This is a genomic window from Psychrosphaera sp. (genome assembly GCF_982872775.1).
Map to the genome: position 1 here is coordinate 1 of NZ_CEYNSH010000010.1, position 13580 is coordinate 13580.

General features: G+C 42.0%; 11 protein-coding genes. 4 read left to right on the plus strand and 7 right to left on the minus strand.

What is annotated here, in order from left to right:
* Nucleotides 1-317 precede the first annotated feature (317 nt).
* Both AC4E96_RS04545 and AC4E96_RS04550 read left to right on the plus strand, forming a co-directional pair.
* Nucleotides 318-1322, plus strand: a complete 1005-nt coding sequence (locus AC4E96_RS04545; RefSeq protein WP_488031847.1) for a response regulator — start codon at nt 318-320, stop codon at nt 1320-1322.
* 3 nt (nt 1323-1325) lie between these two features.
* Complete coding sequence (locus tag AC4E96_RS04550) at nt 1326-2294, plus strand: sensor domain-containing diguanylate cyclase (RefSeq protein WP_488031846.1); 969 nt, start codon at nt 1326-1328, stop codon at nt 2292-2294.
* A gap of 18 nt (nt 2295-2312) precedes the next feature.
* On the opposite strand, the gene AC4E96_RS04555 is transcribed toward AC4E96_RS04550, so the two are convergent.
* The 5 genes from AC4E96_RS04555 to AC4E96_RS04575 all read right to left on the minus strand — a co-directional run bounded on the left by AC4E96_RS04555 (nt 2313) and on the right by AC4E96_RS04575 (nt 9664).
* Complete coding sequence (locus AC4E96_RS04555) at nt 2313-3851, minus strand: SpoVR family protein (protein WP_488031845.1); 1539 nt, start codon at nt 3849-3851, stop codon at nt 2313-2315.
* 50 nt (nt 3852-3901) lie between these two features.
* A complete protein-coding gene (locus tag AC4E96_RS04560; RefSeq protein ID WP_490255019.1) occupies nt 3902-5179 on the minus strand; it encodes a YeaH/YhbH family protein in 1278 nt (425 codons plus the stop codon).
* Between the two features lie 17 nt (nt 5180-5196).
* The gene (locus AC4E96_RS04565) at nt 5197-7119 is read right to left on the minus strand and encodes a PrkA family serine protein kinase (protein WP_488031843.1); all 1923 of its coding nucleotides are present in this window, start codon (nt 7117-7119) and stop codon (nt 5197-5199) included.
* 190 nt (nt 7120-7309) lie between these two features.
* On the minus strand, nt 7310-7933 hold the full coding sequence (gene hisIE / locus AC4E96_RS04570) for a bifunctional phosphoribosyl-AMP cyclohydrolase/phosphoribosyl-ATP diphosphatase HisIE (RefSeq protein ID WP_488031842.1): 624 nt from the start codon (nt 7931-7933) through the stop codon (nt 7310-7312).
* 12 nt (nt 7934-7945) lie between these two features.
* Nucleotides 7946-9664 (minus strand): proline--tRNA ligase, encoded by a 1719-nt coding sequence (locus AC4E96_RS04575; RefSeq protein WP_490255020.1) that lies wholly within the window; start codon nt 9662-9664, stop codon nt 7946-7948.
* 124 nt (nt 9665-9788) lie between these two features.
* Here AC4E96_RS04575 and AC4E96_RS04580 point away from each other — a divergent pair, with 124 nt between their 5' ends.
* Nucleotides 9789-10553: a DUF2310 family Zn-ribbon-containing protein gene (locus AC4E96_RS04580; RefSeq protein ID WP_490255021.1), complete on the plus strand. Its 765-nt coding sequence runs from the start codon at nt 9789-9791 to the stop codon at nt 10551-10553.
* 65 nt (nt 10554-10618) lie between these two features.
* On the opposite strand, the gene AC4E96_RS04585 is transcribed toward AC4E96_RS04580, so the two are convergent.
* Both AC4E96_RS04585 and tsaA read right to left on the minus strand, forming a co-directional pair.
* On the minus strand, nt 10619-12106 hold the full coding sequence (locus AC4E96_RS04585) for a Kelch repeat-containing protein (protein ID WP_490255022.1): 1488 nt from the start codon (nt 12104-12106) through the stop codon (nt 10619-10621).
* Complete coding sequence (gene tsaA / locus AC4E96_RS04590; protein WP_490255023.1) at nt 12093-12842, minus strand: tRNA (N6-threonylcarbamoyladenosine(37)-N6)-methyltransferase TrmO; 750 nt, start codon at nt 12840-12842, stop codon at nt 12093-12095. The genes AC4E96_RS04585 and tsaA overlap by 14 nt, the downstream gene beginning before the upstream one ends.
* A 188-nt stretch (nt 12843-13030) precedes the next feature.
* Here tsaA and AC4E96_RS04595 point away from each other — a divergent pair.
* Nucleotides 13031-13580 (plus strand): hypothetical protein (locus AC4E96_RS04595; RefSeq protein WP_490255024.1); only part of this gene is annotated, 550 nt, incomplete at its 3' end.

Sequence of the window (13580 nt, forward strand, 5' to 3'; positions counted from 1 at the left end):
TGAAATCAGGTGCCTGTTGGCCAACTTCTATTTGATTTCCTAATAAAGCAACGGGTTTGCCATTAGCTTTTACTTTGTCGTAATTGACTGGCAAATTCTTTTGTATGTCATAGGCTAAGCTTGTACAGGAAAGAAGTAGCAGTGACGTTGCTAATAATTTTTTCATAAAAAGACCAACATAATGAGAAATATATAAATTTAGTAGATACTATTGTTAACTAACTGCTATAGTTTTTCTATAGAGAATTTATAATGAATTTTAAACATTAATATAAATAATGGATGATTTTGTTAATGAAAAGGCCAGTTAACCGATTATGAAAACGTCTGTAGTGATATGTGACGACTCCAATCTAGCCAGAAAGCAAATGGCTCGCTCTTTGCCAGATGACTGGGAGGTAGAAGTCACCTTTGCCGTAAATGGTGAAGATGCAATGGATAAGTTAAGAAAAGGCATGGGAGATGTCCTCTTTCTCGATCTTAATATGCCAATACTCGATGGCTATGGCGTACTTGAAGCAATTAAAAACGAAGGCATACCGGTTTTAACTATTGTTGTTTCAGGAGATATTCAAAAAGAAGCACACGAGCGCGTAAAAAGTTTGGGTGCGCTGGATTTTATCAAGAAGCCTATTGATAAAGACAAGCTTCAAGAGCTACTAAATAAATACGGTGTAAATAGTGAGTCAGATCTCACTAAACACAAACCAACACTCGATACCATGCTCGATGAGGAAACTCGTGACGTATTACAAGAAGTCACCAATGTTGCGATGGGGCAAGCGGGGAGTTTGTTAGCCGAAGTTCTTAAAGTCTTTGTCAAGTTACCTATCCCTAATGTCAATGTCTTAGAAGTCAGCGAACTATCTATGGCATTGCAGTCTGTCGAGTCTAATATGACGACATCTGGTGTATGCCAAGGCTTTATTAGTGGTGGTGTTGCGGGTGAAGCATTACTTATTCTGAATGACTCAGGTTTTGAAGATATCGCAAAACTAATGAATTACGAAGGGTCAATAAACGACAAGATTGAATTAGAATTGTTAATGGACATTGGTAATATTCTAATCGGTTCTGTTTTGAAAGGGCTGTCCGAACAACTCGACCTAAACTTCAGCCAAGGCCACCCAGTCGTACTTGGCCAACACGCAAATGTCTCAGAGTTAATTTATACCAACTCTACGCATTGGAAAAAGACCTTGACCATAGAAATAAGCTATGGACTGGAAGGTTATGATGTTACCTGTGACCTACTGTTATTGATCACAGAAGACTCTATTCCGACATTACAAAACAAACTCAACTTTTTATTTGATGTGTAAGTTATGAGCGAACAAGCGCAAATCGAAGTATCAGAAGTTCACTGGTTACTGGATATGTTCCAGTCCGTTGACGTTGGTCTAATTGTATTGGACAGCGAGTATCGCATCCAAGTCTGGAATGGTTTTATGGAAAACCACAGTGGTCGTTCTCCGTATGATGTTAGAAACCAATCTTTATTCGAAACCTTCCCTGAATTGGACGAAGTGTGGCTTCGTCAAAAAACCGATCCGGTATTTGTACTCAAAAATCGCTCTTTTACGATTTGGGAACAGACGCCACATATATTTAAGTTCAAGAACTATCGCCCCATTACAAGCGTGGCGCCGTTCATGTACCAAAATGCCACCTTTATTCCACTGACTAATACGATGGGCAGCGTCACACATATTTGTATCATTATTTACGATGTGACTGATGTCGCGGTATCTAAATTAGAACTAGAGGAAGTAAATACCGAACTTAAGCGCCTTAGCCAGACTGACCGACTGACCAATCTTAATAATCGTGGTTATTGGGAAGAGTGTTTGAAAAAAGAATTTCAACGTCAGCGTCGCACAAACAATATTAGTTCGTTGTTGATCTTCGATATCGATCACTTCAAAAAGGTTAATGACAGCTACGGTCACGCCGCCGGTGATGAAGCTATTTTACATCTAGCTAAAATACTTAAGAAAAACCTGAGAGAGACTGATATTGGTGGTCGCTACGGTGGTGAAGAATTTGCCGTGATCTTGCCAGAAACAGACGCCAAACACGCAGCCGTTTTTGCAGAACGTGTCCGTCGCAACGTAGAAGCCTCGTTGGTGGTCTTTAATGAAGTTGAAATTAAGTTTACTGTCAGCTTGGGTATTGCCGAGTTTCATAGTGACTTCAGCAACCACCAAAAGTGGATTGAAGCGGCCGATAGCGCTTTATATGCGGCAAAGAGTAATGGCCGAAATCAGGTGCGCATATACAAACATCAAGGCTAAATCCAAACGGTAATTAGTTTAGCCAACCCGCTCTTGTTCTTTCGGATTAGGAGCGGGACACTCACTAATCAGGCTAAGCTCACCTTTCTCATTTTTATTCAAAAGCTTAACTTTAAAGCCCCATAATCTATGTAAATGTTTCATCATTGCGTCAGTCGTTGAGGCGAGCGGTATGTTGGCATGGGGTACGTACTCAAGTGTAAGGGACCTGTCTCCATTAATATCGACATCAGTTATTTGAATATTGGGTTCCAAATTACTTAGATTATACTGTGCGGCAAGCTTCTCTCGGATTTCTCGGTATCCTTGCTCGTTATGTATTGCCGTCACCTCTAATTGCTGATTAGCACGATAATCTTGGATATTAAATAACTTGAGTTCGCGTATGACTTTTGGCGATAAAAACTGTGAAATAAAGCTTTCGTCTTTAAAGTTTTCCATTGCATAATGGACCGTCGACAGCCAGTCTTTACCGGCAATATCAGGAAACCAAGCTTTGTCTTCTTCGTCTGGGTTTTCGCACATTCTTCGTATATCTCTAAACATGGCAAAACCAAGCGCGTATGGATTAATTCCACTATAACCAGGATGATTGTAGGGCGGCTGGTAAACGACACTGGTGTGACTATGTAAAAACTCAAGAATAAACCGTTCGGTAACCAGGCCTTCATCAAAGAGATGGTTCAAAATGGTGTAATGCCAAAAACTTGCCCAACCTTCGTTCATCACTTGAGTTTGTTTTTGTGGGTAAAAATATTGAGAAACTTTACGGACGATACGAATCAGTTCTCGATGCCAAGGTTGAAGTAAAGGCGCGTGTTTTTCGAAGAAATATAAAATATTCTCTTGTGGTTCGCTAGGAAACTGCTGTCGTGTCTTTTTAGCAGATTTTTGTTGAGAAGGAATAGTACGCCACAACTCATTGACCTGACTTTGCAAATACATTTCCCGTTCTTGCTGACGCTTCTGCTCTTCAAACATGGATATTTTTTGTGGGCGTTTGTATCTATCTACTCCTAAGTTCATTAAGGCATGACAAGAGTCCATGATCGATTCAACTTCCTCGACACCGTATTTTTGCTCACATTCATCGATGTAATTTCGAGCAAAGATCAGATAGTCAATTATAGATCCAGCGTCTGTCCAAGTTTTAAACAAGTAGTTGTTTTTAAAAAATGAATTGTGGCCGTAACAAGCATGGGCCATGACCAGTGCTTGCATCGTCATGGTGTTTTCTTCCATCAGATAAGAAATACACGGGTTTGAGTTAATGACGATTTCGTAGGCCAAACCCATGTAGCCACGCTTATAGTTTTGTTCTGACTCAATGAACTTTTTGCCAAATGACCAATGGTGATAATTAATCGGCATACCGACACTAGAGTACGCATCGAGCATTTGTTCGGAGGTGATTATTTCAATCTGATTAGGGTATGTGTCCAATCGATAAAACTTGGCTACGCGCTCAATTTCATCTTTGTATGTCTGCAGTAATTCAAATGTCCAATCTGGCCCATCGGAAAGTGGCGTTTGGGTTCGGCGTTCAATTTTGGTCATTGTTTACCTCGACATTATGGTACTCGGTTCAGGGATGTCCGAAAGCGCAATCAAGAAGACTTACTATTGACTTGCTTTTGAAAAAACTCTCTGAATATCGGGTATATATCACTGGCTTGTTTGATGTTTTTCATCGCAAAGTTGGGAAACGATTCTGAGAGCTTTTGATACTCATGCCATAAACTTTGGTGGCTCCGTGTTGTTATCTCTATATAGGCGTAGTAGCGACTGTATTGCAATATACGCTCAGTAAGAATTTGGTGGCACTTCGGTGAGTCATCGGCCCAGTTATCCCCATCAGAGGCTTGTGCGGCATATATATTCCACTGACTCGCCGGGTATCGATGTTGAACAATCTCGTCCATTAGTTGCAGAGCGGAGCTGACGATAGTACCGCCGGTCTCTTGAGAGTAGAAAAACTCTTGTTCATCTACCTCTTTTGCTTGCGTGTGATGACGTATAAACACCACTTCAATATTGTCATAACTCCGAGTTAAAAATTGATAGAGCAGAATATAGAAGCGCTTTGCAATGTCTTTAGTCGCTTGGTCCATCGAACCCGAAACATCCATCAGACAAAACATTACCGCGTTGTTATTGGGAATAGGGCGCTTGTCATAATTTCGATAACGCAGATCAAACGTGTCAATAAAGGGGACTTTTTTTATTCTCGCTTTGAGTTCGTCGATTTGTGTTTGCAAGGACTTTACAGCGGATTGGTCAGGTTTAGTCGCTGATAAACATTCTTTTAGTTTTTCCTCGAGCTCTTTGAGTTGTCGCTTTTTACCAGCCGTTAAAGCAATTCGTCTGGCTTGGGCACCTCTTAACGACTTCACAATATCGATATTGGAGGGAATGCCTTCCGCTTTGTAACCGGAGCGAACCGTTTCGTAATCAGTAATGGACTGAAGCTCTGTTTGTTTGAGGTTAGGCAGCTCGAGGTCGTCAAAAAGTAAGTTGAGGTACTCGTCCATAGAAATAGAAAAAGTGAAGTCATCCTGTCCTTCACCAGAATCACTCGCCTCGCCATTACCTTGGCCCTGACCTTGGCCTTGTGGTCGGGGAATTTTGTCTCCTGGGCTAAACTGGTCGTTACCCGGCAGAATGCGGTCGCGGTCACCGCCTTGACCTTGATGGAAAATGGGTTCAGTAATATCCCGCGCAGGAATACTCACGTTTTCACCAGATTCCGTATCGGTAACACTGCGTTGACTTATCGAGTCAGCGACGGCCTTTTTAATTTGGTTTTTGTAGCGACGCAAAAATCGCTGACGGTTCACCGCACTTTTATTTTTGCCGTTGAGTCGTCTATCAATAAATTGTGCCATTTACACCTCAATTGACGCTATTGTGACTTTCTGACTCTCAAATACCACTCACTCAATAAACGAACTTGTTTAGGCGTATAGCCTTTTTCAACCATTCGATTAACAAAATCGTCGTGTTTCTTCTGATCCTCAACACTCGACTTGGCATTAAATGAAATAACCGGCAGCAGGTCTTCGGTATTTGAAAACATCTTCTTCTCGATAACCGTGCGTAGTTTTTCATAACTACTCCAGGTGGGATTTTTACCTTCGTTGTTAGCCCGGGCTCTCAAAACAAAATTCACAATCTCATTTCTAAAGTCTTTAGGGTTACTAATACCAGCTGGCTTTTCGATTTTTTCGAGTTCGTCATTAAGCGCCGAACGATCAAACAGCTGACCTGTTTCCGGGTCACGATATTCTTGGTCTTGAATCCAAAAATCGGCATACGTGACATAACGATCGAATATGTTTTGTCCGTACTCTGAGTAGGATTCCAGGTAAGCGGTTTGAATCTCTTTACCAATAAAGTCGACGTATTGAGGAATTAAATAACCCTTAAGGTGCTCTAGGTAGCGGTCACGGTCCTCTGCTGGGAACTGTTCCCGCTCAATTTGTTGCTCTAGTACATAAAACAAATGCACAGGGTTGGCAGCCACTTCAGTGTGGTCAAAGTTAAAGACACGAGACAAAATTTTAAACGCAAATCGGGTCGATAGCCCAGCCATACCTTCATCAACACCGGCTGTGTCACGGTACTCCTGAAACGATTTTGCTTTTGGGTCAGTGTCTTTAAGGCTTTCGCCATTATAGACTCGCATTTTGGAGTAAATACTGGAGTTGTCATGTTCTTTGAGTCGCGACAACACACTAAATTGCGCCAAAATATCGAGCGTGCTTGGTGCGCAAGGGGCTTCTAGTAATTCTGAGTGCTCAAGTAGCTTTTTGTATATTTTAATCTCTTCCGACACGCGTAAACAATAAGGGACTTTGACGATATAAACTCGGTCTAAAAATGCCTCGTTATTTTTGTTGTTGCGAAACGACTCCCATTCAGACTCGTTACTGTGCGCCAAAATCATGCCATCAAATGGGAGCGCTGATAGCCCTTCAGTACCGTTGTAGTTGCCTTCTTGTGTGGCGGTGAGTAATGGATGTAAGACCTTGATTGGGGCTTTAAACATCTCTACGAACTCCATCAATCCCTGATTGGCACGGCACAAGGCACCAGAATAACTATAAGCGTCAGGGTCGTTTTGTGAAAAATCCTCGAGCTTTCTGATATCGACCTTGCCAACCAACGCCGAAATATCCTGGTTATTGTCATCGCCAGGCTCGGTTTTAGCGATACCAATTTGATGTAAAACAGATGGGTTTTTACGAACGACCTTAAACTTGCTAATGTCACCACCAAACTCTTTTAGGCGTTTTGCAGCCCAAGGTGACATGATGTTCTTTAGATAGCGCTTGGGAATATTATACTCTTGTTCGAGAATGTGGCCGTCTTCTTCTGCGTCAAACAAACAAAACGGATGGTCGTTAACCGGCGAGTCCTTGAGGCAATAGATAGGTTGTTGTTGCATCAGGCTTTTTAGCTTTTCGGCTAAAGATGATTTACCACCGCCAACAGGACCTAGTAGATAGAGGATTTGTTTTCTCTCTTCGAGGCCTTGTGCTGAGTGCTTTAGGTAAGAAACGATTTGTTCTATCGATTCTTCCATGCCATAAAAGTCTTTGAAAGCCGGGTAACGCGAAATGATTCTATTGGAAAAAATACGACTTAAGACTGGGTCTTGAGACGTGTCGACCATTTCAGGCTCACCGATAGCCATAAGTAGTCGTTCTGAAGCTGAGGCATAAGCAGATGCATCCTCTTTACACAGGGTTAAGAATTCATCGATAGTAAACTCTTCTTCCTGCTGTGCTTCAAAGCGTTGTTGATAATGATCAAATATACTCATAACGCCCCCAATTTCTCAAACGAGAAGTTATCGTTAGATTATTACAAACACTCTTTAACTTAAGGTTAGTTTATATTTTGATTTGATGGGGGGAAGTTAATAAAAAAATAATAAAAAAGGCCGCTTTGCGACCTTTATGAAATACCTGTTTTTTATACAAGTTCTGATATTTGGAAGTTACATCTTAATGTTACTTTTGATGACGCTTTTTAAGGACATCAATCACGTCATTTAGACTCAAATCACTCGCTTGTAAAAGCACTAACAAGTGGTAAATCAAATCAGCACTTTCGTTCTTTAATTCTTCTAAATCTTTAACGGTAGCTGCAAGTGCCGTTTCGACACCTTCTTCACCAACTTTTTGAGCAATGCGCTTGATACCACTTGCATACAAAGATGCGGTATAAGAAGAGTCTGCGTCAGCACCTTTACGACTGGCGATAACACGCTCTAAGTCTGCAATAAAGCTATAAGTCGATGAGGCCTCTGCGTCCATCCAACAGGTTTCTGTTCCTGTGTGACAAGTTGGCCCGGCTGGGTTTGCTAGTACTAAAATACTATCTTTGTCACAATCGACAAAAGCAGAAACGAGCTCAAGGGTATTGTTTGATGTTTCACCCTTGGTCCAAAGACGTTCTTTGCTGCGGCTATAAAAAGTAACAAGACCTTTGTCTAGTGTTACCTCAAGCGCTTCTTTATTCATATAGCCTTGCATCAAGACTTTACCGGAGGTGGCGTCCTGGACAATGCTAGGTAACAAACCATCGGCTTTTTGCCAGTCTAACTGGCCAATTGTTTCTTTTGTAATATTCATTTAAAACAGACCTTAACCAGTTATTGTTTTAATCATAAAATCAACAGCTTCTTCAATATCCAATAACTGTTTTTCGCCAGTGTGGCGGTTTTTGTATTCAATTTGATTGTTGTCTAAGTTGCGCTCGCCAATCACGATTTGATGCGGAACACCAATTAATTCCATATCATTGAACATCACACCTGGACGCTCTTTTCTATCGTCAAATAAGACTTCGATACCGGCCGCTTTTAGCTTGTTATAAACGCCTTCAGCAATCGCTGGAATACGATGTGACTTGTGCATATTCATTGGCACGATTGCAACCTGGAAAGGCGCTAACGCTGCTGGCCATTTGATACCAAATTTGTCATGGTTTTGTTCGATTGCCGCAGCAACGATACGGGTAATACCGATACCGTAACAGCCCATTTCAAGCACTTGGTGTTTACCCGTTTCAGTTAAAACACCTGCGTTCATTGCCGTTGAGTACTTCGAACCCAGTTGGAAGATATGACCAACTTCGATACCGCGTTTAATAACCAAGGTACCTTGACCACATGGGCTTGGGTCGCCTTCCACGACGTTGCGAATATCTTCAACTTGACCAAGTTCTACGTCACGGCCCCAGTTGATGCCAAAGAAGTGTTTGCCTTCTTCGTTTGCCCCCGCCGCGAAGTCCGAAGCGACGGCAGCTGCACGGTCAACAATGACTGGAATAGGGCAGTTAACTGGACCTAAAGAGCCAGGGCCAGCGCCCATTATCGCTTTGATTTCTTCTTCCGTTGCCATTGTTAATGGCTCTGCAACCTGTGGTAGGTTTTCTGCTTTGATTTCGTTTAATTCGTGATCGCCACGAACAATCAATGCAACAAATTCTGCGTCTTGTTCTGCGTCAGCTTTAACAATTAATGTTTTAACTGTTTGTTCGATATTAACATCAAAACCTTCAACTAATTCGCTGATAGTCTTGGCATTTGGTGTATCGACCTTAGCCATTTCAATTGTTGGTGCGTCAGCTTGTGCTTTTGGTGCCAGTGCTTCGGCTTTTTCAACGTTTGCTGCGTATTCGCTTTCTGTCGAGAATACGATCGCATCTTCACCAGAGTCAGCTAACACGTGGAATTCGTGCGACGCATCACCACCAATTGAACCTGTATCGGCAAGTACTGGACGGTAATCTAAGCCAAGTCGCTCAAAGATATTACAATACGCTTTGTGCATACGGTCATAAGTTTCTTGAAGACAAGACTGGCTTAAGTGGAATGAGTAAGCGTCTTTCATAATAAATTCACGAGAGCGCATTACACCAAAACGAGGACGAACCTCATCACGGAACTTTGTTTGAATTTGATATAAGTTAAGAGGCAACTGTTTGTAGCTGCTGATTTCTTTACGTACGAACTCAGTGATCACTTCTTCGTGAGTTGGACCAAGCGCAAAATCACGGTCGTGACGGTCTTTAATACGCAATAGCTCTGGGCCGTATTCTTGCCAACGACCAGACTCTTCCCAAAGGTCTGCTGGTTGAACAACCGGCATTAACATTTCAATAGCGCCCGCTTTTTCAAGTTCTTCACGAACGACTTGCTCAACCTTACGAACAACTTTCAGGCCCGATGGTAGCCAAGTGTATAAACCAGATGCCAGTTTTCTGATCATGCCGGCACGTAACATTAGTTGATGGCTGATAACTTCTGCATCAGACGGCGTTTCTTTTAATGTTGCGATAATATAGTCACTGGTACGCATTGGATTTTGCTCTCGCTTGTTAATCTCTTGTAATGAAAGCCCCAAAAATGGGCTAGAATGGCGATGGATTCTAACAATCAAATTGATTTGATTAAATAACTATTACAAAAATAAAAGGCTTTTTATGGTCGTTTGCCAGTTACGTTTTGTTTGCCACCAAGAATTATCGTTGGAAATCGCTCAAAGCGCCATATCTGAATTATTTGAGGAGTATCGCTACAACGGCCAAATATTGGGTCGAGAGTTTGGATTGAGTTTAAATAATGAAGCGTTTGAGTGTCGCTTAGTGTGCCCAGAAGAAACGGCATTAAAGCCAAGCAATGACAGTGAAGAAGTCACTGCAGTAAAAGCACAATTAGAATCATTGGGTATTAAGGGGCCAGACATCTCCATTATTGGTTTGGAAACTCAGTCGGATTTTTCAGATACATGCGAGACACCCAGAGGCTATATTTTGTATTCGACCTTTGTTCAGTCATGCTCGCCAGTGCGCTGTAGCGAACACTTCATGCCAATTCCACTTTATAAACTGCCAAGCGAATTACGATACGAACTAATAAAATGGCAGGAAAGCCAAGCGGCCTGTGATCAAATACAAATGAATGCGTTAGGGGCCGCAGAGCAACAAATGGTCGAGCAACTATCTGCGATTGACAGTGATTTAAATCAATTAGGAAAACGACTCGTAAACGCTATCGAAGAGGCAACAAGAAAACCAGCTTATTTGTACCTTTACCGGGTTGGCGGCAATAGTCACGAAGAGGAAACTCAGAGAACTTGTCCAGGCTGCGACAACGAGTGGCGATTAAAACAGCCCTTGTTCGAGCTGTTTGATTTTAAATGTGAAGACTGTCGATTGGTTTCAAATATCAGTTGGGACTTTCAGTAGCGTTTAATCATTACTTTGAGAAACGCGCCTGAACGACGTCCTCTAACGCGTTAACTTTGTAGTACTTACTTTAAGTTTTTATGGACGATGACATCGTCAATAATACCTTGTTGATTTCGACCGCCGAGGGTGATGATGTTCCCCTTATAAATGATAGCTGAACGATGGCCATAACTTGCTGTGGGCGCATCGTATAGCTGCCAACGTCTTGACTCAGCTTGATAACACCACACTTCGGTTGTGCCTTTTGCTATGGTGCCCTGTGACGTTTTGCCATGAATATCGTAAGGCTCGGTAGCACCACCAACAAAACAAATCTGGTCTCGTTGAACATCACTAACCGCCGCCATTCTAAAGCGGCCATGCTCGCCAGGGTGGGCCCATTCTTGCCATTGAATATACGATGGGTTCATTGGGTCTATTTCGCCCAATAAACAACTTTGCTCAATCTGAACACTTGGCGCTTGTGCAAAGTTGCGTTTCATCGACGCACCATCACACACTAGTAATACGTTATCGACAATTCCTCCGGCGTGACCAAAGACGCCATTACCTAAAATAGGACTCGCCTGAAACCATTCATTTTTGAAAATATCAAAGACTTGTACCAGGTTAACCGCACCATCTTTGTGCCAACCTGAAATTGCGTATAGGTAGCGGTCTCGATAAGGTAATAACACGGTGTCATCAACGGGTACTGGCATATCTGCTAGTTGCGCATACTCCTTGGATAAAGGGTTATAACTGTAAAAGTCTGTGATGTTTTGTTCGTTCGGCTTTCGCGCTGGATTCGAGACAGTGTTATTCGAGTAACCTCCCAACAAATAAACCATGTTATTGACGACGGCACTGGCCGTTGCAAACCGTCCTTTGTATTTGTTCTCTGATGGGACAATCGCTAACCTTTCCCAATCCGGATGGGTAAACTGAGTTTCTTTAATCGCAGCGAGATCTTGGTCGACTTGCTCTTGGTCGACACTGATGATTAGGTCAGCCTCTGCGGTAGACCCTGCAGTGACTTGGTTTTGTGCTTGAGGGGCGTTGCTTGTTGTATTTTCATTATTGTTTGATTCAGGCTCTTCGATTGGCGCCGGCAAAATATCTAAATTAGGTTTGAACCCAAGCTCAAGAGCAATCGCTGAGTCATTTGCTGAGCTATTTTCGGAGCTGCTCTCGGAGCTACGTGGCGAGCTATTTTCAGGAGTTTGGAGCGCAACCGCCACGCTACTCTTTGGTGTGGCGTAGCCGCGGTCAAATAGAGCCAAGTTATCTTTAAACGTCAACCCTAAAAAACTAAGTACAACTGGCTCATTATTGGCATCAACAACCACGACATTGGCAGCAGCGGTCGTTGGCGTAGGCAGCTTAGGTAAAACTTGATTCAAGTCTTTAATCGTTGAGTTGGTCTCTGATAGAGCCGAGCCGGACGCAATAATAATTGAGCAACAGAACAAGTTCTTTATAACAGCGCTGATGTTTGTCAGTTGAAGATGACGTCCCACGTTTTTTAACTGAACCTTGTGTCCATTTTGCAAAAGTTTAAACCAACTCAATTTCTGTTACCTCACAAATGTAGTCTGCACTTTTTGTTACAGGGTTTTGCGTGTTGATGACTGATTTAACTTGCCATTTGATATTATATTTATCCAATTTTATACCATAAACCTTGTCGTCATCTTTTTTTTGCTTGTATGAAGGACGCGGATCTTGTGCCAACACCTGCTCAATAAGCTGACATACATCACTGGTGATCTTTAGTTGGCTAATATTCGATTCTGCTTTGGCGCTGAATAAGACAGTTAATGACGCATCTGGAGCGTCATGTGCCATTAATGATGAGGCCGAGTCAACCGAGTCTGCGTAAGGAATGTAAGGCTTGATGTCGATGATAGGAGTACCATCTAGCAAGTCGATACCTTGAACCGTGATTTCGGTTATACCGTCGATTTGTTTAATGTCGATAAACTTAACCACAGACATCCCGATGCAATTGGGCCTAAAGGTACTTCGTGTCGCAAATACTCCGACTTTTTCATTCCCCCCTAAGCGAGGTGGACGAACCTGGGCTTTCCAACCGCGATCAATGTGTTCATCAAACAAAAACAGTAACCATAAATGACTGTGTTGCTCTATTCCTTTAAAGGCATCGGCAGAAATATCGTTTTCAGTTATTCGAATTATTCCTTTTGCACCGACTAAATTTGGTTGACGGGGAATACCGAATTTCTCTTTAAATGGCGACTCGATGACTGCGATAGGCTTGACCGTATGTGTAACGACCTCTGACAAAATTTTTCCTTTTATTACAGGTTTTTAGTACAGTTTTGGGGATGGCTTACTATTTTCTAATAAAGTTGTCATTTTATAATCCGATAAGGTGTAACATCAAATTAATTTGTGTAAGTTATCAGAGTAATTTAGACGATTACGTAATCTACTTCTATATTCATAATAATAAAAAAGAAAGTAACGAGCCCATGTTTAAAACACTATTTAAGCCTGCCACGCTATTGATGAACAAACTACGCTTTGGCCATAAGTTTACGCTGATCGTTTTGTTGTTCTTTGTACCTTTGATTATCTTAGCGATTAACTACGTCAGTTTAGTTAAAAAAGAAATTGTCCATAGTGAAAATGAATTAGGTGCTGTGGCCTACATTAAGCAATTAGATGCCAAACAATCGGCGTTAGTTAACTTAATCGTTGATGATATGCATTGGCGTTCGGGACAAACTATCCCCGCTTCTCAAACAGAATCAATCACCGAATTTAACAATAGTTTGATGGACTTAGTGTTAGTTGATTTACTTGAAGAAAATCAAGTCAAAGCTCTACGTGAGCAACTGATAGAGTTACAAACCACAATATCTGACCGAACTGGCACGGTAGGCTCTGCACAATGGCGCAGCCCTTCGGATAAAATGGCTCACTTAATGGTCATCATCGAGCAATTTAATAATTTATACCCTACTATCGCTAATATGAAGGGGCTGACTAATGACCCTGACATTGACACCGTTTTGTTAT

What these genes read in the sequence shown, in the direction of transcription:
- AC4E96_RS04545 (WP_488031847.1), top strand. Translation starts at nt 318, where the DNA reads ATGAAAACGTCTGTAGTGATATGTGACGACTCCAATCTAGCCAGAAAG.
- AC4E96_RS04550 (WP_488031846.1), top strand. Translation starts at nt 1,326, where the DNA reads ATGAGCGAACAAGCGCAAATCGAAGTATCAGAAGTTCACTGGTTACTG.
- AC4E96_RS04555 (WP_488031845.1), bottom strand. Translation starts at nt 3,851, where the DNA reads ATGACCAAAATTGAACGCCGAACCCAAACGCCACTTTCCGATGGGCCA.
- AC4E96_RS04560 (WP_490255019.1), bottom strand. Translation starts at nt 5,179, where the DNA reads ATGGCACAATTTATTGATAGACGACTCAACGGCAAAAATAAAAGTGCG.
- AC4E96_RS04565 (WP_488031843.1), bottom strand. Translation starts at nt 7,119, where the DNA reads ATGAGTATATTTGATCATTATCAACAACGCTTTGAAGCACAGCAGGAA.
- hisIE (WP_488031842.1), bottom strand. Translation starts at nt 7,933, where the DNA reads ATGAATATTACAAAAGAAACAATTGGCCAGTTAGACTGGCAAAAAGCC.
- AC4E96_RS04575 (WP_490255020.1), bottom strand. Translation starts at nt 9,664, where the DNA reads ATGCGTACCAGTGACTATATTATCGCAACATTAAAAGAAACGCCGTCT.
- AC4E96_RS04580 (WP_490255021.1), top strand. Translation starts at nt 9,789, where the DNA reads ATGGTCGTTTGCCAGTTACGTTTTGTTTGCCACCAAGAATTATCGTTG.